This is a genomic window from Pedococcus sp. NPDC057267, assembly GCF_042668795.1.
In the GTDB taxonomy this organism is placed as follows: domain Bacteria; phylum Actinomycetota; class Actinomycetes; order Actinomycetales; family Dermatophilaceae; genus Pedococcus.
Genome location: NZ_JBHUYG010000044.1, coordinates 1 through 18,739, shown reverse-complemented (window position 1 = coordinate 18,739; position 18,739 = coordinate 1). Strand labels below are relative to the sequence as shown.

21 protein-coding genes are annotated in these 18,739 nt (G+C 73.6%); 15 read left to right on the top strand and 6 right to left on the bottom strand.

From position 1 onward, the window contains the following. Genes ACFUC1_RS11180 through ACFUC1_RS11165 form a run of 4 tightly spaced genes read left to right on the top strand, consistent with a single transcriptional unit; the run spans position 1 to position 3,501 of the window. Complete coding sequence (locus tag ACFUC1_RS11180; RefSeq protein ID WP_379119659.1) at positions 1 to 453, top strand: SRPBCC family protein; 453 nt, start codon at positions 1 to 3, stop codon at positions 451 to 453. Beyond that, positions 450 to 1,031, top strand: coding sequence for a DNA-3-methyladenine glycosylase I (locus ACFUC1_RS11175; RefSeq protein WP_379119657.1), 582 nt, complete (start codon positions 450 to 452; stop codon positions 1,029 to 1,031). The genes ACFUC1_RS11180 and ACFUC1_RS11175 overlap by 4 nt, the downstream gene beginning before the upstream one ends. After that, complete coding sequence (locus ACFUC1_RS11170; RefSeq protein WP_379119655.1) at positions 1,028 to 2,230, top strand: hypothetical protein; 1,203 nt, start codon at positions 1,028 to 1,030, stop codon at positions 2,228 to 2,230. Before ACFUC1_RS11175 ends, ACFUC1_RS11170 begins: the two co-directional genes overlap by 4 nt. After that, a complete protein-coding gene (locus ACFUC1_RS11165; protein ID WP_379119653.1) occupies positions 2,227 to 3,501 on the top strand; it encodes a hypothetical protein in 1,275 nt (424 codons plus the stop codon). Before ACFUC1_RS11170 ends, ACFUC1_RS11165 begins: the two co-directional genes overlap by 4 nt. 75 nt (positions 3,502 to 3,576) lie before the next feature. Here ACFUC1_RS11165 and ACFUC1_RS11160 read toward each other — a convergent pair whose 3' ends face one another. Beyond that, the gene (locus ACFUC1_RS11160) at positions 3,577 to 4,386 is read right to left on the bottom strand and encodes an enoyl-CoA hydratase/isomerase family protein (RefSeq protein ID WP_379119650.1); all 810 of its coding nucleotides are present in this window, start codon (positions 4,384 to 4,386) and stop codon (positions 3,577 to 3,579) included. 157 nt (positions 4,387 to 4,543) lie between these two features. On the opposite strand from ACFUC1_RS11160, the gene ACFUC1_RS11155 reads away from it, so the two are divergent. The 3 genes from ACFUC1_RS11155 to ACFUC1_RS11145 all read left to right on the top strand — a co-directional run bounded on the left by ACFUC1_RS11155 (position 4,544) and on the right by ACFUC1_RS11145 (position 6,717). Continuing rightward, a complete protein-coding gene (locus tag ACFUC1_RS11155; RefSeq protein WP_082590346.1) occupies positions 4,544 to 4,717 on the top strand; it encodes a DUF3117 domain-containing protein in 174 nt (57 codons plus the stop codon). 129 nt (positions 4,718 to 4,846) lie between these two features. Next, positions 4,847 to 6,364 carry a leucyl aminopeptidase family protein gene (locus ACFUC1_RS11150; RefSeq protein ID WP_379119648.1) on the top strand — a complete coding sequence of 506 codons (1,518 nt, stop codon included), beginning with the start codon at positions 4,847 to 4,849 and terminating at the stop codon, positions 6,362 to 6,364. Continuing rightward, entirely contained in the window at positions 6,361 to 6,717 is a 357-nt protein-coding gene (locus tag ACFUC1_RS11145; protein ID WP_379119646.1) for a hypothetical protein, read from the top strand. The genes ACFUC1_RS11150 and ACFUC1_RS11145 overlap by 4 nt, the downstream gene beginning before the upstream one ends. A gap of 89 nt (positions 6,718 to 6,806) precedes the next feature. On the opposite strand, the gene ACFUC1_RS11140 is transcribed toward ACFUC1_RS11145, so the two are convergent. Beyond that, positions 6,807 to 7,439 carry an O-methyltransferase gene (locus ACFUC1_RS11140; RefSeq protein WP_379119644.1) on the bottom strand — a complete coding sequence of 211 codons (633 nt, stop codon included), beginning with the start codon at positions 7,437 to 7,439 and terminating at the stop codon, positions 6,807 to 6,809. 164 nt (positions 7,440 to 7,603) lie between these two features. Here ACFUC1_RS11140 and sigE point away from each other — a divergent pair, with 164 nt between their 5' ends. Genes sigE through ACFUC1_RS11120 form a run of 4 tightly spaced genes read left to right on the top strand, consistent with a single transcriptional unit; the run spans position 7,604 to position 11,177 of the window. Continuing rightward, positions 7,604 to 8,242: an RNA polymerase sigma factor SigE gene (gene sigE, locus ACFUC1_RS11135; protein ID WP_379119693.1), complete on the top strand. Its 639-nt coding sequence runs from the start codon at positions 7,604 to 7,606 to the stop codon at positions 8,240 to 8,242. Next, positions 8,239 to 8,919 (top strand): anti-sigma factor family protein, encoded by a 681-nt coding sequence (locus ACFUC1_RS11130; protein WP_379119642.1) that lies wholly within the window; start codon positions 8,239 to 8,241, stop codon positions 8,917 to 8,919. The genes sigE and ACFUC1_RS11130 overlap by 4 nt, the downstream gene beginning before the upstream one ends. Next, positions 8,916 to 10,796 (top strand): trypsin-like peptidase domain-containing protein, encoded by a 1,881-nt coding sequence (locus ACFUC1_RS11125; protein ID WP_379119640.1) that lies wholly within the window; start codon positions 8,916 to 8,918, stop codon positions 10,794 to 10,796. The genes ACFUC1_RS11130 and ACFUC1_RS11125 overlap by 4 nt, the downstream gene beginning before the upstream one ends. Positions 10,797 to 10,808: 12 nt before the next feature. Beyond that, positions 10,809 to 11,177 carry a twin-arginine translocase TatA/TatE family subunit gene (locus ACFUC1_RS11120; protein ID WP_379119638.1) on the top strand — a complete coding sequence of 123 codons (369 nt, stop codon included), beginning with the start codon at positions 10,809 to 10,811 and terminating at the stop codon, positions 11,175 to 11,177. A gap of 138 nt (positions 11,178 to 11,315) precedes the next feature. On the opposite strand, the gene ACFUC1_RS11115 is transcribed toward ACFUC1_RS11120, so the two are convergent. From ACFUC1_RS11115 to ACFUC1_RS11100, 4 genes are read right to left on the bottom strand one after another with little or no spacing between them, the layout of a single operon-like run. Continuing rightward, positions 11,316 to 12,464 carry an Mrp/NBP35 family ATP-binding protein gene (locus ACFUC1_RS11115; protein WP_379119636.1) on the bottom strand — a complete coding sequence of 383 codons (1,149 nt, stop codon included), beginning with the start codon at positions 12,462 to 12,464 and terminating at the stop codon, positions 11,316 to 11,318. Positions 12,465 to 12,474: 10 nt separating this feature from the next. Continuing rightward, on the bottom strand, positions 12,475 to 13,047 hold the full coding sequence (locus tag ACFUC1_RS11110) for a DUF1003 domain-containing protein (RefSeq protein ID WP_379119634.1): 573 nt from the start codon (positions 13,045 to 13,047) through the stop codon (positions 12,475 to 12,477). Then, positions 13,040 to 14,314, bottom strand: a complete 1,275-nt coding sequence (locus ACFUC1_RS11105) for a magnesium transporter MgtE N-terminal domain-containing protein (protein ID WP_379119632.1) — start codon at positions 14,312 to 14,314, stop codon at positions 13,040 to 13,042. Before ACFUC1_RS11105 ends, ACFUC1_RS11110 begins: the two co-directional genes overlap by 8 nt. Before the next feature lie 41 nt (positions 14,315 to 14,355). Next, positions 14,356 to 14,949 (bottom strand): hypothetical protein, encoded by a 594-nt coding sequence (locus ACFUC1_RS11100; protein WP_379119630.1) that lies wholly within the window; start codon positions 14,947 to 14,949, stop codon positions 14,356 to 14,358. Between the two features lie 51 nt (positions 14,950 to 15,000). Here ACFUC1_RS11100 and ACFUC1_RS11095 point away from each other — a divergent pair, with 51 nt between their 5' ends. The 4 genes from ACFUC1_RS11095 (at position 15,001) to ACFUC1_RS11080 (ending at position 18,703) form a co-directional block, all read left to right on the top strand. Next, positions 15,001 to 16,092 carry an HpcH/HpaI aldolase/citrate lyase family protein gene (locus tag ACFUC1_RS11095; RefSeq protein ID WP_379119628.1) on the top strand — a complete coding sequence of 364 codons (1,092 nt, stop codon included), beginning with the start codon at positions 15,001 to 15,003 and terminating at the stop codon, positions 16,090 to 16,092. A 1-nt stretch (position 16,093) separates the two neighbouring features. After that, positions 16,094 to 16,993, top strand: a complete 900-nt coding sequence (locus ACFUC1_RS11090) for an HpcH/HpaI aldolase/citrate lyase family protein (protein WP_379119626.1) — start codon at positions 16,094 to 16,096, stop codon at positions 16,991 to 16,993. A gap of 260 nt (positions 16,994 to 17,253) precedes the next feature. Continuing rightward, on the top strand, positions 17,254 to 18,165 hold the full coding sequence (locus ACFUC1_RS11085) for a peptidoglycan-binding protein (protein ID WP_379119624.1): 912 nt from the start codon (positions 17,254 to 17,256) through the stop codon (positions 18,163 to 18,165). A 160-nt stretch (positions 18,166 to 18,325) separates the two neighbouring features. Beyond that, positions 18,326 to 18,703 carry a YciI family protein gene (locus tag ACFUC1_RS11080; RefSeq protein WP_379119622.1) on the top strand — a complete coding sequence of 126 codons (378 nt, stop codon included), beginning with the start codon at positions 18,326 to 18,328 and terminating at the stop codon, positions 18,701 to 18,703. Positions 18,704 to 18,739 lie beyond the last annotated feature (36 nt).

The window sequence follows — 18,739 nt, the reverse complement described above, 5'->3', positions numbered from 1 at the left end:
ATGGCCCGCTTCCACCTGACCCGTCACTCCCCGGCGAGCCCGGAGGCCGTCTGGTCGGCGGTCACCGACTTCGCGGCATACGCCGACTGGATGCCGCTGACCCGGATGCGGCTCGACGCCGGGCAGCCGACCCCCGGCTGGGGGTTCGCGGGCATCAGCGGCCTCGGGCCGCTGGCCTTCCGCGACTCGATGCTCGTCACCGTCTGGGAGCCGCCGACCGGCGGCGCCGGCCGGTTCCGCGTCGTCAAGACCGGCCGCCTGCTCGGCGGGTGGGCCGACGTGACCGTGGCGCCCGACGGCGACGGCACCCGCCTGGACTGGCGCGAGGACGCCGTCGTCCGCCCCCTGCCCGCCAAGCGGCTGTTCGACCCGCTCGTGGCGAGGGGCAGCGAGTGGCTCTACGGGCGGGCCATCGCCGCGATGCTGGAGCGCGCCGCGGAGGCGCGCCGGTGAGCGGAGTCGTCGTCGGCGCGGACGGCCTGACGCGGTGCGCCTGGGCCGGCTCGAGCCCCGACTACCTCGAGTACCACGACCGCGAGTGGGGTGTGCCGGTCCACGGCGAGAGGGCGCTCTACGAGCGGATCACCCTCGAGGCGTTCCAGTCCGGGCTCGCGTGGATCACCATCCTGCGCAAGCGTGAGCGGTTCCGGGCCGCGTTCGCCGGCTTCGACCCCGAGGCCGTCGCTGCCTTCGACGACACCGACCGCGAGCGCCTCATGGCCGACGCCGGCATCGTGCGCAACCGGCTCAAGGTCGACGCCGCGATCGCCAACGCCCGCGCCGTCCTGGGGCTGCGTGAGCAGGGCGGCCTCGACGACCTCGTCTGGTCGCACCGGCCGAAGCGGCACACCCCGCCGCGCAGCACCGCCGAGCTGCGCGCCACCTCGCCCGAGAGCCTCGCCCTCGCCAAGTCGCTGAAGAAGGCCGGCTTCGTCTTCGTCGGACCGACGACGATGTATGCCGCGATGCAGGCCTGCGGGCTCGTGGACGACCACCTCCTTGGGTGCCACCGGGCCGGCGGGCCGGAGTGAGCCGGTCCCCGGTGCGCGCCCTGCTCTGGCGCGCAGGCCTCGTCTACCTCGTCCTGAGGGCGGTCAGCTGGGTGCTGCTCGTCATCGCCTCGCACCGCCAGCCGGTGATGATGGACTGGACCGGCCCCACGGTCGAGCCCCTGGACATGACGGTGCTGTGGGACGGCAGCTGGTACCGGCGCGTGGCCGAGGTCGGCTACCCGCACGTCCTCCCGCGCCTGCCCGATGGCCAGGTCGCGCAGAACGCCTGGGCCTTCTACCCGCTCTTCCCGCTGGTGTCCCGGGCGCTGATGGACCTCACCGGGTTGGGCTTCCCGCTCGTGGCCTCCACGGTCGCGCTCGTCTGCGGGCTCGGCGCCTCGCTCGTGATGGCCGTCCTGCTCGCCGAGAAGGTCGGCCGGCCCGTGGCCCTGGCGACGGTCGCGGTGTGGGCGGCCTTCCCGGCGGCGGTGTCGCTGCAGCTGGCCTACACCGAGTCCATGGCCATGCTCGTCCTGTGCCTGCTCCTGTGGGCGGTCGTGCGCCGGCAGTGGGCCGGCGCGGGGGTGGCGGCCCTGGTGCTCGGCCTCACCCGGCCGATCGCAGCACCGGTCGTGGCCGTGGTCGCCGTGGCGCTGTTCGTGCGCTGGCGCGGGCGCCGGCGTGAGCCGGTCGGGGCGGGGGAGTACGCCGCGGGCGCCTTCGCCCTCGCCTGCAGCGGGCTCGCGGCGGTCGTCTGGCCGCTCGTCGCGTGGCACGTGACCGGCGTGCGCACGGCCTACACGGACACCATGGCGGCCTGGCGTGTCGGGCACGTCATCGAGCCGCTCAAGCCCTGGCTGGGCATGTCGCAGTGGGCGTTCCGTGACTTCCACGGTGCCGCGGTCTACGGACCCGTCGCTCTCGCGGCCCTCGTGACGGCCATCGTCGTCCTCACCCTCGGGCCGTGGGCGACGGCGCTGGGACCCGAGCTGCGCACGTGGTGCCTGGCGTACCCGGCATACCTCGCGTTCGTCCTCGACCCGTTCACGAGCATCTTCCGCTACGCGCTCCCGCTCTTCCCCCTCGTGACCGTGATGCTCGGCGGCGGCTGGGTCGAGCGCGGCGCCCGGTGGCTGTGGACGCGGGCCGGGGTGCTGGTCGCCCTCGGCGTCGTGGGCCAGGTCGCCTGGATCTGGAAGCTCCTCGTCTTCCACCCGCCCTCGGACTACCCGCCGTGAGCGCGGCCGGCCTGACTGCACTGCGGACGTCCGCTGGGCGCAGCGCCGTGGCGCAGCAGGCCCTGCGCCACCCGGTCGCCTACCTGCTGGTCGTGTATGCCGCGTCGCGCGTCCTCGTCGTGGCCGCCATGGGCGTGGCCGCCGTCTGGTTCCAGACACCCGCCGGGGTCGGGCACGTCGACCCCAACGTCGCCGACATCCTCGGTGGCTGGGACGGCGTCTGGTACCGCCGGATCGCGCAGACCGGCTACCCCGTACCGCTGCCTGCCGACCCCGACACGGGGCTGCTGACGTACAGCGAGTGGGCGTTCTACCCGGTCTTCCCGTTCCTCGTGCGCGGCCTCATGCTCACGGGCCTGCCGTTCCTCGGTGCCGCCGTCACGCTGAACCTGCTGCTCGGCGCCGCGGCCACCCTGCTCGTGTGGCGCTGCTTCCACTTTGCCCTGCACGCCTCGCCCCAGCCCGCCCGCGAGCGCCTCGCCCTCACGGCGGCGTCGCTGTGGTGCCTGTACCCGGCGACCGGCGTGCTCCTCATGCCGTACACCGAGGCCGTGGCGGCCGTGCTCATCGCGGCGTCGCTGCTGCTGCTGATGCAGCGCCGGTACGCGTGGGTGGCGGCGCTCGCGGTCGTCCTCGGCTTCACCCGCGCGGTGGCGCCGGCCATCGCCTGCGCGGTGCTGGCCCACCTCGTGCTGCGGTGGCGCGAGGACCGCGCGGCCGGGGTGGCGCCGCTCGCCGGCCAACGGGTGACGGCAGGGCTGATGATCGCCGCGACCGCCGTCTCCTCACTGTCCTGGCCGGTGCTGGTCGGCCTCGTGAGCGGGCTGCCGACCGCGTTCTTCGACGTGCAGGCGGCCTGGGGGCAGAGGCCGGAGTCCGGCCCCTTCGTGCTCTGGCTGGCGTGGGCCTGGGACGCGCACGGCCTGTACGGCGTGCTGGTGCTCGTCTCGCTCGTCGCGACCTACATCGCGCTCATCCTGGGGCGGCACGGGCGCTGGCTGGCGGTCGAGCTGCGGGTGTGGGCGCTGGCCTACCCGCTCTACCTGCTGGCGGTCGTGCGCCCCATCACGAGCATGTGGCGCTTCCTGCTGCTCGACTTCCCGATCGCCGCGCTCGTCGCGTCGGTCGCGATGCGCACCTCGACCGGGGCGCGGATCGTCCCGCACTGGCGCCGCCGGGTCGGTGTCGTGGCCGTCGTCCTCGTGCTCGGGATGTTCTGGTTCACCTGCACGCTGCTGACCTACACGCCCTGGGCGGCCGCGCCTCCGTGAGCCGCCTCCGTGAGCGGTCGCCGTGAGCGGTCGCCGTGAGCCACCGCGTCGGCCGGGCGTCGCCCCCGCCACCTGTCAGCGGCCGGTGAAGACCGGCTTCTCCTTGGCGAGGAACGCGTCGACGGCAGCGCGGTGGTCGGCGCTCGCACCGGTGCGCGCCATGAACTCGCCCTCCCTGGCGAGGGACTCGGCCAGCGGGTGCCCGGCGGCATACGCGACGGCCTGCCGGATCGAGCCGTAGGCCATCGTCGGCCCCGCGGCCAGCTGCGTCGCGACCCGCGCCACCTCCGCCTCGAACTCCTCCGCCGGGACCACCGTGGTCACCAGGCCCAGGGACAGGCACTCCTGCGCCGGCACCGTGCGGGGGAGGAGCAGCAGCTCCTTGGCCCGCGCCGGCCCGACGAGGCGCTGCAGCCACCACGACGAGCCGGAGTCGCAGGACAGGGCGATCCCGGCGAACGCCAGGTTGAACCCCGCGGTGTCGACCATGACGCGGATGTCGGCCGCCATCGCGAACGCGGCGCCCGCGCCCGCCGCCACCCCGTTGAGCGCAGCCACGACCGGCTTGTCCATCGTAGCGAGCAGCTCGGCCACCGGGTTGTAGTGGGTCGGCACGGTCTCCCACAGCGACGGGTCGTCGGACTGCAGCAGGGTCACGTGCTCGCGCAGGTCCTGCCCCACGCAGAACGCCCGGCCGGACCCGGTGAGCACGACGCAGCGCACCTCGGGGTCCGCCGCCACCTCGGTCAGTGCGGCCAGCAGCGCCTCCTTCGTCGCGACGTCGAGCGCGTTCATGGCCTCGGGGCGGTTGAACCGCACGGTGGCGACGGCACCGTCACGCTCGAGGAGGACGGGGGACTGGTCGGGGGCGGGGGTGTCGGTCATGGCGTCATCATGCCGGTCCTGCGGTGCGGCGGATTTCACCTGTGGGGCCCTTCACGGGATAATGAGGCAAAACTGGCGCGCACCTGCTGACCGACGACCACTGGCGTGGACCCGTGTGCCCAGCCAAAACCACGCCTGACGGAAGGGACACATCCCCATGGCGGCAATGAAGCCGAGGACCGGCGACGGCCCGCTCGAGGTGACCAAGGAGGGTCGCGGCATCGTGCTGCGCATGCCCCTGGAGGGTGGCGGTCGGCTCGTCGTCGAGATGACCCCTGACGAGGTGCGTGCCCTCGGCGACGCCATCGACAACTGCGAGGGCCTGAAGTAACGCTTCGCCCCCACCACGAAGGACCCCGCCGGCGCGCCCGGCCGGGGTCCTTCGTCGTCCCGGGGGCGGGTGTGGCGGGTCCGCTGCCGGTATGCCGTGCGGCCCGACCGGATGGGTAGGGTCGGGGCCGTGCCAGACCCCGAGCTCCTGAACCCCGCCACCAGCGACTGGTCCGTCCAGCAGCTGCCCGTCGCGGACGTCCTCGCCGACCACGACCCCACGGACCTGGTCCTCGCGGTGCCGGTCCGGGACGACGGCATACCTGCATCGGCAGCGGAGGCGCTCGCCGTGGTGGCGCTCGACGCCGGGTCCGTGGAGGACACGTGGGAACCGCCTGCGACGGCGGGCGCCGTCACGGCCGTGCCCCTGGCCCCCGGGGAGCGGGCCGCACGGACCGTCCTGCTCGTGGGCGTGGGGACCGGGTCGGCGGCAGACCTCCGGGCAGCCGGTGCGGCACTCGGCCGCGCCGCGCGCGGGCGTTCGACCCTCGTCACCACCGTCGCGGCCGGTGAGCCCCTCGCCTCGCAGGCGGCCCTGGCCGAGGGGCTCGCTCTCGGCGGGTACACCAGCCCCCGGTGGCTGAGCGACCGGACCGCCCCGAGCCCGGGACCCGTGGGGGTCGTCGTGCTGGTGGGCGCCTACGACGAGGACGCCGTCCGCCGGTCGGTGCGGCGCGCCACCGCCACGATGCTCGCCCGCAACCTGGCGGTCGTCCCCTCTAACACCAAGAACCCGGCCTGGGTGGCCGCCCAGGCCCGGACGCTCGGACGGCGGCACGGCCTCGAGGTGACCGTGTGGAACGAGCGCGAGCTGCGCGCCGGGGGCTTCGGCGGCCTGCTCGCCGTGGGCGCCGCCTCGGCCACCCCGCCGCGCCTGGTCCGGCTCGACTGGACCCCCGACGGAGCAGGTGCGCGCACGCCGCACGTCGTCCTCGTCGGCAAGGGCATCACCTTCGACACCGGCGGTCTCGACATCAAGCCGGCCGAGGGCATGCTCGCCATGAAGACCGACATGAGCGGCGCAGGCATCGTCCTGGCTGTCCTGGCCGCCTGCCGCGACCTGGCCGTCCCCGTCCGGGTCACCGGCCTGCTGGCCCTGGCGGAGAACGCCGTCGGTGCCGCGTCCTACCGGCCCGGCGACGTCATCACCCACTACGGCGGCCGCACCGTCGAGATCGGCAACACCGACGCCGAGGGGAGGCTCGTGATGGCCGACGCCCTGGCCTACGCCGACCTCGAGCTCGAGCCCGACGTCCTGCTCGACATCGCGACCCTGACCGGCGCCGCGCGGGTCGCGCTGGGCCGCTCGATGGCCCCCGTCTACGCCACCGACGACACCGTCGGCGAGGCGCTCGTCCGGGCCGGGGAGGCCACCGGAGAGCGGCTGTGGCCGTTCCCGCTGGTCGAGGACTACCGGCCCAACCTCGACAGCGACGTCGCCGACATCAACCACATCGCGGGCATCGGCGGCGGAGCCGGCTCGATCTCGGCAGCATTGTTCCTCCGGGAGTTCGCGGGCTCGCGGAGCTGGGCGCACCTCGACATCGCCGGGGTCGGCCGCTCCGACGTCGACAGCGGGCTCCACACCAAGGGCGGCACGGGCTTCGGTGCCCGGCTGCTCCTGCACTGGCTGGAGGAAATGCGATGAACGCCGGGTACGGGTTGACCGTCCGCTGGTCCCTGGAGGAGGCCCCCGCCGACGTGGCGGGCAAGCTGCGCGACTACGTCGTGGGGACCTCGATGGCGAGGTTCATGTTCCTCGACGGGCTCGCGTTCAAGACGTGGCGCATGGTCGAGGGCAGCTGGTTCGAGGGGACCTACGTCTTCGACCAGGCCGTCTACCGCGACGACTTCCAGAAGGAGTTCAGCGCCGGGGCGGCCGAGTCGGCCGGCAGCAAGATCATCGGGTCCGCACCCGTGCTCGTGGAGCCGTTCGAGGTCGTGGCCATCGCCGAGGGTCCCGAGGGCTTCCGTCGAGGGCCCGGCCCCGGCACCGCCTGACCGGAGGTCTGCTCACACACCTGCGTCCCACTGCGCTCGGATCCGCTCCGTGCGCAGTGGGACGCTCGTGTGTGCACAGACGAGCGTCGTCAGCGCTTGACGGCGGCGAGCACGCCGTCGCCGACGGGCAGGAGTGCCGGGATGAGGCGCTCGTCGTCCCGCAGCCGCTTGCCCAGGTCACGCAGGATCGTGGTCTCGGCGTCCCGGGCGGCCGGGTCGGCGACCTTGTCGTGCCAGAGCATGTTGTCCAGGACCAGCACCCCGCCCGAGCGCAGGAGCCGGATCGCGTGGTCGACGTACTCGGGGTACTCCCGCTTGTCGGCGTCCACGACGACCATGTCGTAGGCGCCGTCGGTCATCCGCGGCAGGACGTCGAGGGCGCGCCCGGTGATGACGCGCGTGCGCTGGTGCGCGATGCCGGCCTCGGCGTAGGCCTTGCGGGCCGCGCCCTGGTGCTCGGCCTCGACGTCGATCGTCGTGAGGATGCCGTCCTCGGGCATCCCCTGCAGGAGCCACAGCCCGGACGTACCGCCCCCGGTGCCGATCTCGACGACCGAGCGGGCGCGCACCGCCGCCGCCAGCAGGCGCAGCAGGACGCCGGCGCCGTTGCCCACGGGCACCGCCCCCAGCTCCTCGCCGCGGTGCCGGGCGGACTCGATGACCTCGTTCTCGGTCACGAACTCCTCGGCATACGCCCAGCTTGCGGGCTTCTGTGCACTCATGGCGCAAACCCTACTGCCGTGGACGCGGCCGTCCGGACCGCAGACGTACAGGAAACCCTCAGGTTGGTGGGGAACGATTTCAACCAGTCGGTCGTCTGGACCGAGTGCACAGCACGCACCCCCGGGTGCGCCGACCGGAGGTGAGGGACGTGACCGCGACCGACATGATCGGCACGCCCCGGGCAGAGGGCCAGGAGCAGCCCGCGTGGGTCCCGCCCACGTGGGAGGAGATCGTCGAGCAGCACTCCGCCCGGGTGTACCGCCTCGCGTACCGCCTCACCGGCAACCCGCACGACGCCGAGGACCTCACGCACGACGTGTTCATCCGCGTCTTCCGCTCGCTGCACTCCTACCAGCCCGGCACCTTCGAGGGCTGGCTGCACCGCATCACCACCAACGTCTTCCTCGACAAGATGCGCCGCAAGCAGCGGATCCGCTTCGACGCCCTGTCGGACGAGTCCGCCGCCCGGTTGCCCAGCCGCGACCTCAGCCCGGAGGCGACGTACGACGCGACCCACTTCGACGACGACGTCCAGCGTGCGCTCGACGCGCTGTCGCCGGAGTTCCGCGCCGCCGTCGTGCTGTGCGACATCGAGGGCCTGTCCTACGAGGAGATCGCGGCCACGCTCGGCATCAAGCTGGGCACCGTGCGCTCGCGCATCCACCGTGGCCGCGCCCAGCTGCGCGAGTCGCTGGCCCACCGCGACCCGTCGCTGGGGCGCCCGGCGACCGACTCCGAGCGTCCCGCCAGCCCCCGGCGCCGGCTGCCGGTGCTGGGCCGGGCGGTGCCGGGGTCGCGGTGACCCGCCTCGGACTGGTCGGGGGGCCGGCGCCGCGCGGCGGCCGGTGCCTCGGCGACCGCCTGACCGCCTACGCGGACCGCGCCATGGATGCCGCGAGCCTGCTGCACTGGGACCGGCACCTCGTCGCCTGCACCCGCTGCCGGGCGCTGGTCGAGCAGGAGCGCCGGGTCCTCGACGCCCTGCGGGCTCCGGCCTGCTCCGCCGTGCCCGGTGACCTGCGCTCCCTGCTGCTCGCGGTGGCCGAGCAGGCGCTCGGGCCGGAGTCGGCCGCCGTGATCGCCCCGACAGCCTCGGGCCGGGGTGCTTCGCGCGCCGGCAGCGCCGGGCCCCACTTCCTGCCTCCCGTCCCCGTCGCCCCCGTGCCGGTGGTCGACCGCAGCGCCCCCGCGCTGCACCGGTCGGTGCGTCGCGCGACCGTGTTCGCTGGCATCGCCGCGGGCGCGACGGCCGCCGCCGCCTGGGGACTCGTCGTGACCGGTGGGTCGGCTGCCCCCTCCTCGCCCACCACCCCGGCCTCGCCCGCAGTGCAGCGCACGCGGTCGGCACAGCCCGGCTTCGCCACCGCCGCGTTCACGGTGCGCGGCCTCGGCAGCTCCGCGGGCACTGCGGCGTCCGTCCGGAACGTCGGACCCACTGTCAGCGGAGCGCGCCAACGTTCGGCAGAATCGACGCCATGACCAACGAGCGCGACCCCGAGGCGAGCCCTCAGGGCGCCGACGACGAGCGCGCTGGCGCACCGGCCGACCCTGCTCCCGCCGTCGAGCCGCAGGACACCGAGCCCCAGCACACCCAGCCGCATCACACCCAGCCGCAGCCCACCGAGCCCGCGCAGGCCCCGGACCACTGGGACCCGTGGGCGCCGCCGCGACCCGTCGAGCACACGCAGCCCGTCGACCTGTCGCACACCCAGGAGCTCGGTTCCGCCGGCGCCGGCGCTGCCGCGGGCGGCACCGCGCCCGGTGCGCCGGGCACGCAGCCCGACCCGTGGATGCCGACGGGCGAAGCGCAGGCAGCGGCCCACGAGGAGCCCGCCGGTGCGCCGCACCCCGGGGCGACTCCGCAGCCGGTCTGGGCGCAGGAGCCCACGGGCTGGCCCACGCAGCCGTCGGCCCACCAGCCGCACGGCCAGGAGCAGCCCGGCCAGGAGCAGCCCGGCTACACCCCCTTCGGCGAGCAGCCGTCCGGCTCCGAGCACTCCGGCCACCCGCAGGCGTCCCCGGCACCGGGTCCGGCCTCCGCAGCCGCAGCCGCCGCCGGCGCCGCAGCCGGTGCTGTCGCCGACCACGGCATCGCCGCGGAGCCCCACGGTGCCTCCGCAGCCGGCCTGCCGGGCAGTGGCTGGGACCCGATCACCGCACCGTCCGCCGATGCCGGGTATGCCGGCTCCTCGGCTCCGTGGACCGGTGCGCACCCCGTGCCTGCCACGGCACCGCAGCAGAAGGGCCCCGGCTGGGGCGCCCTCGTGGCCGTGGCGGCGGCCTCCGCGCTGGTCGCGGCGGTCCTCGGTGGAGTGTTCGGCGGGTGGCTCGGCGCGACCGGCCGCATCGACTTCGGCCGCCTCGACCGCACGTCGTCCTCGATCCCCACCGCCGGCACCGGGTCCACCGCGCGGCCGGAGGGCTCCATCCCGAACATCGCAGCCAAGGCGCTGCCCAGCGTCGTCACCATCAAGGTGCGCGGTGCCGACGGGGCGGGGACCGGTTCCGGCTTCGTCCTCGACCGCGACGGGCACATCATCACCAACAACCACGTGGTCGCCAGCGCGGCGGACAACGGCACGATCAGGATCGAGCTCTCCAACGGCTCGGAGATCGGCGCGACCATCGTGGGACGTGACGCGTCGTACGACCTCGCGGTCCTCAAGACCGACCGCACCGGCCTGGAGCCCCTCACGATGGGGTCGTCCAAGGACGTCGTCGTCGGCGACCAGGTCATCGCGGTCGGCGCCCCGCTGGGCCTGGAGTCCACCGTGACCAGCGGCATCGTCAGCGCGCTGAACAGGCCCGTGAGCCCCGGTGGCGACGGCGACCAGCAGTCCTACATCAACGCCATCCAGACCGATGCGGCGATCAACCCGGGCAACAGCGGCGGCCCGCTGCTCAACATGCGCGGCGAGGTCATCGGCGTGAACTCCGCGATCGCGCGGATCCCCGGCTCGACCGACAGCCAGTCCGGCAACATCGGTGTCGGGTTCTCGATCCCGAGCGACCAGGTCGTCAAGACGGCCGAGCAGCTCATCAAGACCGGCTCGGCCCAGCACCCGGTGATCGGCGTCGTGCTCGACCGGCAGTACACCGGCGACGGCGTGCGCATCCTGCCGAAGGCGACCGCGGACAGCGGCGACCCGGTCGACCCGGCCGGCCCCGCCGGCAAGGCCGGCGTCAAGGCGGGCGACATCATCGTCGAGTTCGACGGCCGCAAGGTCACCAGCGCCGACGACCTCGTCGTGGCCATCCGCGCCAAGAGCGTCGGCGACCGGGTGTCGATGACCGTCCGGCGCGGCAGTGAGACGATCGAGGTCACACTGACCTTGGCCGGCAAGTCCGGCAGCTGAGCAGGAGGGCTCGTGGCAGGCGTCAACGGCTGGGAGTTCATCCTGCTGATCGTGCTGGCGGTGGTGATCCTGGGCCCCGAGCGGCTTCCGGAGTATGCCGCGAAGCTGGGCCGGCTCGTGCGCCAGGCGCGCGCGATGGCCGAGGGGGCGAAGGGTCAGCTGCGCGAGCAGATGGGCCCGGAGTTCGACGACATCGACTGGCGCCAGTACGACCCGCGCCAGTACGACCCGCGCCGGATCGTGCGCGAGGCGCTCATGGACCCGACCCCGTTCGAGCCCGAGACCTCGGCCGCCACGACGAGTGCGGGTCCCGTGCCAGGCTCGGGCCCGGTGTCACGCGACCCGTCGCTGCCGACGCCCTTCGACGACGACGCCACCTGACACGCTCGTCTGCGCACAGACGAGCGTGTCACTGCGCGCTGATCCGCTCCGCGCGCAGTGGTACGGCCATCTGCGCGCAGACGAGCGGGGAACCGGGGCCGGCGGGGACGGTGACGCTGCAGGCGGCGCTGCGTCGGGCTAGCGGCCGACGGGGGACAGACCGAGCGAACGACCCGCCAGGCCGCGGGAGCGCGTGCCCAGGCCGCGGGCGATGCCGCGCAGGGCGACGGCGGCCGGGGAGTCGGGGTCACGCAGGACGACGGGGTTGCCCTCGTCCGCACCCACGCGCAGGTTGGTGTCGAGCGGGATCTGCCCCAGCAGCGGCACCTGCGCACCGACGGCGCGGGTGAGCGACTCGGACACGGCCTGGCCGCCTCCGGAGCCGAAGACCTCCTGGCGCGAGCCGTCGGGCAGCTCGAGCCACGACATGTTCTCGATGACGCCGACGATGCGCTGGTGGGTCTGCAGGGCGATCGACCCCGCGCGCTCGGCCACCTCGGCGGCCGCCTGCTGCGGCGTCGTCACGACGAGGATCTCCGCGGTGGGGATGAGCTGCGCCACCGAGATCGCGATGTCGCCGGTACCGGGCGGAAGGTCGAGCAGGAGCACGTCGAGGTCGCCCCAGAACACGTCGCCGAGGAACTGCTGCAGCGCGCGGTGCAGCATGGGCCCGCGCCAGACGACGGGCTGGTTGCCGGGAACGAACATGCCGATCGAGATGACCTTCACGTCGTGGCTGACCGGCGGCAGGATCATGTCGTCGACCTGGGTGGGCCGGTGCTCGACACCGAGCATGCGCGGCACGGAGAAGCCGTACACGTCCGCGTCGACCACGCCGACCCGCAGGCCGCTCTCGGCCAGGGATGCCGCGAGGTTGACCGTCACGGACGACTTGCCGACGCCGCCCTTGCCGGAGGCCACGGCATACACGCGGGTGAGGGAGCCGGGCCGGGCGAACGGGATCTCGCGCTCGGGCGTCCCGCCCCGCAGCTGCTCCCGGAGCTTGGTCCGCTGCTCGTCGCTCATGACCCCGAGCGAGACCGTCACGCCGGTGACCCCGGGCACCTTCGCGAGGGCCGCGGTGGTGTCCTTGGTCAGGGTGTCCTTCATCGGGCAGCCGGAGACGGTGAGCAGGATCGTCACCGCGACCCGGCCGGCCTCGTCGACCGTGCAGCTCTCGACCATCCCCAGCTCGGTGACGGGCTTGCGGATCTCGGGGTCGATGACCGTGGCCAGCGCCTGCCGGAGGGCGTCGTCGGTCACGGGTGCTGCAGAGGGGGCGGACATGCCACCCATGCTAGGTCGCCGCTGCCTCCGGGGCCGACCCGCCCGTCTCCTCGCGGCTGTCGGCCTCGTCACGTCGGCGCACCTCGAGGCCGCGCTCCTCGAACTCCTCGAGCAGGCTGCGCAGCTCCGAGCGGACGAAGTCACGGGTCGCGGCGTCGCGCATGGCGTGCCGCAGGGCCGCCACCTCGCGGGTGAGGAACTCGGTGTCGGCGAGGTTCCGCTCGTCCCGGGCGCGGTCCTGCTCCAGCGCCACGCGGTCGCGGTCGGCCTGCCGGTTCTGCGCGAGCAGGATGAGCGGTGCGGCGTAGGACGCCTGGAGGCTGAGCATGAGCGTGAGGAAGATGAACGGGTAGGCGTCGAAGCGCAGGGCGTGGCTGGACAGGATGTTCCAGCCCACCCAGGCCACGACGAAGACCGTCATCGCGATGATGAACTGCGCGGTCCCCATCCAGCGGGCGAAGCCCTCGCTCCAGCGCCCGAAGGTCTCCTGCGACAGGGCGGGGCGGGGCAGCACGGCGCGACGGGTGTCGCGCGGCTGGTCCAGCCGGGACGAGGCCTCCCGGCGGCGCTCGCGCTCAGCCATGGGTCACCTCGCGCCGCTCCTCGCGCCAGTCGTCGGGGAGGATGTGGTCGAGGACGTCGTCGACGGTGACGGCACCGATGAGGCGGCCCTCGTCGTCGACGACCGGGACGCCGACGAGGTTGTAGGTCGCGAGGATCCGCGTGACCTGGCCGAGCGGGGCGTCGGCGGTGAGCGGCTCGATCTCCTTGTCGAGGATGCCGCCGATGGCACCGTGCGGGGGCTCGCGCAGCAGCCGCTGGATGTGGACGATGCCGAGGAACTTGCCGGTCGGCGTCTCGTGTGGCGCCCGGCAGACGTAGACGGTCGAGGCCAGGGCGGGGGAGATCTCCGCCCGTCGGACGACGGCCAGCGCCTCGGCGATGGATGCCTCGGGGCCGAGGATGACGGGCTCGGTCGTCATCATGCCGCCGGCCGACTCCTCGTCGTAGGTCAGCAGGCGGCGCAGGTCGGCGGCCTCGTCGGGCTCCATCCGGCGCAGCAGCTCCTCCTGCTTCTCCTCGGGGAGGTTGTGCAGCAGGTCGGTGGCGTCGTCGGGCTCCATGGCCTCGAGCACGTCGGCGGCGCGGTCGACCGGCAGGCCCTCGAGGATCTCCACCTGGTCGTCCTCGGGCAGCTCCTCGAGCACGTCGGCGAGGCGCGCGTCGTCCATCGCCTCGGCGACCTCGGCGCGGCGGCGCTTGGGCAGGTCGTGGATGACCTCGGCGAGGTCGGCCGACTTCAGCTCGTCGTACGTCTCGAGCAGCATCGCGGCCGACTGCCCCTCGGCGTGCCGGTGGATGCCGCTGACGTCCTCGACCGGCACGAGCACCGTGGTGCCCCGCCGGCGCCGGAACGGCCCGAGCGAGGACTTCTGCGTGCCCTGTCGGACGTACACCTTGGAGATCGACCAGTCGCGGCCGCGCTCGCGCTCGATGGCGACGTCCTCGACGGTCGCCTCGAACGCGCCCTCGGGGTCGTTGACGGTGACCGGCCGCTCGAGGATCTCGGCCATCACGAGCACCTCGTTGGCGCGCTGCTCGAACCGGCGCATGTTCACCAGCCCGGTGGTGATGACCTGGCCGCCGTCGACCGAGGTGACCCGCGTCATCGGCACGAACACCCGCCGTCGGCCGGGCACCTCGACGACGAGGCCGATGACCCGGGGGCGGCGGCGCGAGGCGGTGAACGTCACCACGACGTCGCGGACCCGGCCGACCTGGTCGCCGAGCGGGTCGAAGACGCTCAGGCTGGTCAGGCGGCCGACGAAGACGCGCGACGGAGTGCTCACGCCGCAAGGCTATCCGCCGCGCCGGTGCGCGGCCCGCAGGCTCAGCGGTCGTCCGGGTGGCGGGTGCCCCGACGCCGTCGCGGTCGCCCGCGCAGGTGCCACGGCCGCCAGTGCGTCGTCGTGGCGGTGCTCGGCGGGACGGGGGCCGCGCCCGAGCCGGTGCCGTAGCTGCCCGGCGCCTCCAGGGGCGGCCCGAACGGCTTCATCGCGCGCACGGTGCACTCGCGTGCCCACCGGCCCAGCAGGTCGTCGGTCGCGTTGAGCCGGGCCGCGGACAGGGCTGCCGTGGCTGCCGCCCAGCGCTCGTCCTGCGGCGCAACCTCCTCGCACGTCGCGTGCACCGCGAGCAGACGGCCGCCGTTGTCCTTGCTGCGCAGGAGCAGCACGACCTCGCCCGGCAGCCAGGGCAGCGTCTGCTCGCCCGGGCCGGACACGGCATACACGGTGTCGTCGGCCCACGCGTGCCAGAAGGGCCACGCGCGGTCGCCCGGCGGCTGCACCCACATGAGGCCCGACTTGGTGGCGGCCTCGGCGAACAGCGCTGTGATGTTGACGGCCGGGGCGTCGGCGGCACCCGCCCCGCCGGCGGGTGGCGGTGACCCGTCGTCGACGGGTCGCGGCGCGGTTTCGGTCACACGTGAACTGTGTCATAACCGCCCCGTGAAGCGCGCTGCTAGTTTCGCCGCGTGCGCAGCCCCAAGGACTTCTTCGCCCCGCTCGCCGTCGGCGCCCCGGCGCCCCTGACCGAGGTGCCCGCGCGGCCCTCCCGCGTCATCCACTTCTTCGACCCGAGCAACGAGAAGATGGCGGCCAAGGTGCCGGCCATGGTCGGCACCGTCGACGTCCTGCTCGGCAACCTCGAGGACGCCGTCAAGGCGGACAGGAAGGTCGCCGCCAGGGACGGGCTCGTCGCGATCGCGAAGGCCACGGACTTCGGCGACAGCACCCAGCTGTGGACCCGGGTCAACGCGCTCGACAGCCCGTGGGTGCTCGACGACGTCACGACGCTCGTCACCGAGATCGGCGACAAGCTCGACGTCGTCATGGTGCCGAAGGTCCAGGGGCCAGAGGACATCCACTACGTCGACCGCCTGCTCGCCCAGCTCGAGGCGAGGGCCGGCCTCACCCGTCCGATCCTCGTCCACGCGATCCTCGAGACGGCGCGCGGTGTCGCGAACGTCGAGGCCATCGCCGGCGCCAGCCCTCGCATGCAGGGCATGTCGCTGGGCCCGGCCGACCTCGCGGCGGACCGCCGGATGAAGACGACCCGGGTCGGCGGCGGCCACCCCGGCTACCTCGTCCGCCAGGACCCGCCGACCGGGGTCGAGGACGCGGTCAACGCGCCGCGGACCACGTTCCAGCAGGACCTGTGGCACTACACCATCGCCCGCATGGTCGACGCCTGCGCGATGCACGGGATCTTCCCGTACTACGGCCCGTTCGGGGACATCGCCGACGTCGTCGCGTGCGAGGACCAGTTCCGCAACGCGTTCCTGCTCGGCTGCGTCGGCACGTGGTCGCTGCACCCGGTGCAGATCGGCATCGCCAAGAGGGTGTTCAGCCCGTCGGCCGAGGACGTCGCCCACGCCCGCCGCGTCGTCGAGGCCATGGGCGACGGCACCGGGGCCGTGATGCTCGACGGCAAGATGGAGGACGACGCCTCGCTCAAGCAGTGCCGGGTCATGCTCGAGCTCGCGGAGCGGCTCGCCGCCACGGACCCCGAGCTCGCCGAGCTGTATGCAGTGCAGCCCGGTTCCAGCGAGAGTGCAGGTGCGTGACGTGGCCGGCACGACGACGGGCGACGCCACGGCATACCGCCCCCGGCGCTCGGTCCTCTACATGCCTGCGTCCAACGAACGGGCGCTCGAGAAGGCGAAGACGCTCCCGGTCGACGCCCTCATCCTCGACCTCGAGGACGCCGTCGCGCCGGACGCGAAGGAGCAGGCACGCGAGAACGCCTGTGCCGCGGCGCGATCCGGGGAGTACGGCCGGCGTGAGGTGACGATCCGGGTCAACGGCCTCGGCACCCGCTGGCACGAGGACGACCTCGCCGCCGCGTGCGCCGCCGGGCCCGACGGCATCGTCGTGCCGAAGGTGGGCTCCGCCGACGAGGTCCGCACCCTCGTGGCCGCGATGGAGGCCGCCGGGGCACCCGAGCAGACGAAGCTCTGGGCCATGGTCGAGACCCCGGCCGCCATGCTGCACTGCGAGGAGATCGCCGCCGCGTCCGACCGGCTCGAGGTGCTCGTCATGGGCACCAACGACCTCGCCAAGGAGCTGCACGCCGAGCACGTCCCCGGACGGCAGCCCCTGCTGACCGGGCTGTCGCTGTGCCTGCTCGCGGCACGCGCGACCGGCACGGTCATCCTCGACGGCGTCTTCAACGACGTGAGGGACGCCGAGGGGTTCGCGGCCGAGTGCCGGCAGGGGCGGCAGATGGGCTTCGACGGCAAGACGCTCGTCCACCCCGGACAGGTCGAGACCTGCAACGCGACCTTCGCCCCGGACGAGGCGGCCGTCGAGGACGCCCGGGCGGTCCTGGCGGCCTGGGAGGCCGGCGCCGGCACGGGCGTGGTGACGCTGAACGGCCGGATGGTGGAGGCCCTGCACGTCGAGACGGCCCAGCGGGTCCTGGCCGTCCACGAGGCGATCACGGACCTCGCGGCGGGGGACGCCTGACGGCCGCGAAGTCGTTGAAGAAAAAACTCCCCGGTCGGGGCAACCTCCGGCCGCAGGTGCGCGTCTAGGAGGGTGCGGTCGTCCTCGGGGGGAGGGCGGCCGCACCACTGTGTCCGGCATCGTTCCGCGTGTCCGGCCTCGTTCTGGTCACGGTCGCGACCGACACGGTGTCGCAGACAACCAGGCAGCCGCCTCGTGCGTCACCATGGCTGCAGGCTCGACGTTCGTGGGCCGGGCACCCGGCCACGGAAGGGGACACCATGAACCGCGCACGCACCACCTCGGCCGCCCTCGCGGGCGCCGTCGCCGCAGCCCTCCTGCTCGGGGGATGTGGGGGCGTGACGTTCGGGCAGAAGACCGCGCAGACCAGCTCCGGGGCCGCCTCCCCGAGCAGCACGTCGCCGTCGAGCCCCGCCACCGAGGCTCCGTCGCCGACCGCCGAGACGCCGGAGCCCTCGGGCACCACCCCCCCGACCTCTGCGCCCACGACGTCGCCGACGGGCACTCCCTCGACCTCGCCGACGAAGCCCGCCACCCCCACGACGACCCCGACCCCGACGCCGACGCAGAAGAAGGAGGGCGACACCCTCCAGGCCGGTGACTCGGGGCCCTACGTCAAGCAGGTGCAGCAGCGGCTGACCGAGCTCGGCTACTGGAACGGCGGCGCCGACGGCACCTACGGCTTCCTGACCTCCCAGGCCGTCATGGCGCTGCAGAAGGCGGCCGGGCTCGGGCGCGACGGCGTCTTCGGCCCCGCGACCCGGCGCGCGCTCCAGGCCGGCATCCGTCCCCAGTCCCGCACGGGCGGCACCGGGGTGGAGATCGACAAGGCGCGCCAGCTGCTGCTCGTGGTCCGCGGCGGTCGCGTGACGACGATCCTCAACACGAGCACCGGGAGCGGGCAGCACTACACCTACAACGGGGCCGACTACGTCGCGCTGACCCCGGCCGGGTCGTTCAGTGTCTTCCGGACCGTGGACCACCTCGACAAGGGCCCGCTGGGCGACCTGTGGCGCCCGCGGTACTTCAACGGCGGCATCGCGGTCCACGGCGCCGGCGTCATCCCCGGCTACCCCGCCTCGCACGGCTGCGCCCGCGTCAGCAACGCCGCCATGGACATGATCTGGGCGAACGACCTCATGCCCGTCGGCAGCAGCGTCACCGTCTACTGACGCCATCCCCGCTCGAGCCGCAGTGACGGCGACGTCGGCCTCGTCACCTGGAGCCGGCTCGGCGCGGCCGAGAAACTTCGGGCACCCATGTCGAAGTCCGGGGTCGCTGTTCGACGTACGTGCGACAGTGCACGTCTTCACCACGGGAAGGATCGAGCAGATGCCTCGCTTCATGGGATTCGTCAGGATGGAAGAGGGCTCGGGGGCGCCGCCGCAGGCGCTGATGGACGCGATGGACGTCTACATCGGCGAGCAGGCGGCCAAGGGGGTGTTCCTCGACGGAGGAGGCCTCTACGGGACCGAGGACGCCGTCAACTTCGTCGTCCGCGAGGGCGAGACCTCGCGCGTCGACGGCCCCTACGCCGAGGCCAAGGAGGTCGTCGGCGGGTTCGCGATCATGCAGTACGACACCCTCGAGGAGGCGATCGCCGGTCAGCGGGAGTTCGCCGACCTGCACGCGAAGCACTGGCCCGAGTGCCGCATGGTCGCGACGTTGCGCCAGATCTCCGAGGCCCCGCCGGAGGCTGCGGGAGCCTGACGACGCCCACCCGGGGCGCGAAGGGACGGACGCCGC

What these genes read in the sequence shown, in the direction of transcription:
- ACFUC1_RS11180 (WP_379119659.1), top strand. Translation starts at nt 1, where the DNA reads ATGGCCCGCTTCCACCTGACCCGTCACTCCCCGGCGAGCCCGGAGGCC.
- ACFUC1_RS11160 (WP_379119650.1), bottom strand. Translation starts at nt 4,386, where the DNA reads ATGACCGACACCCCCGCCCCCGACCAGTCCCCCGTCCTCCTCGAGCGT.
- ACFUC1_RS11155 (WP_082590346.1), top strand. Translation starts at nt 4,544, where the DNA reads ATGGCGGCAATGAAGCCGAGGACCGGCGACGGCCCGCTCGAGGTGACC.
- ACFUC1_RS11145 (WP_379119646.1), top strand. Translation starts at nt 6,361, where the DNA reads ATGAACGCCGGGTACGGGTTGACCGTCCGCTGGTCCCTGGAGGAGGCC.
- ACFUC1_RS11140 (WP_379119644.1), bottom strand. Translation starts at nt 7,439, where the DNA reads ATGAGTGCACAGAAGCCCGCAAGCTGGGCGTATGCCGAGGAGTTCGTG.
- sigE (WP_379119693.1), top strand. Translation starts at nt 7,604, where the DNA reads ATGATCGGCACGCCCCGGGCAGAGGGCCAGGAGCAGCCCGCGTGGGTC.
- ACFUC1_RS11125 (WP_379119640.1), top strand. Translation starts at nt 8,916, where the DNA reads ATGACCAACGAGCGCGACCCCGAGGCGAGCCCTCAGGGCGCCGACGAC.
- ACFUC1_RS11115 (WP_379119636.1), bottom strand. Translation starts at nt 12,464, where the DNA reads ATGTCCGCCCCCTCTGCAGCACCCGTGACCGACGACGCCCTCCGGCAG.
- ACFUC1_RS11110 (WP_379119634.1), bottom strand. Translation starts at nt 13,047, where the DNA reads ATGGCTGAGCGCGAGCGCCGCCGGGAGGCCTCGTCCCGGCTGGACCAG.
- ACFUC1_RS11085 (WP_379119624.1), top strand. Translation starts at nt 17,254, where the DNA reads ATGAACCGCGCACGCACCACCTCGGCCGCCCTCGCGGGCGCCGTCGCC.
- ACFUC1_RS11080 (WP_379119622.1), top strand. Translation starts at nt 18,326, where the DNA reads ATGCCTCGCTTCATGGGATTCGTCAGGATGGAAGAGGGCTCGGGGGCG.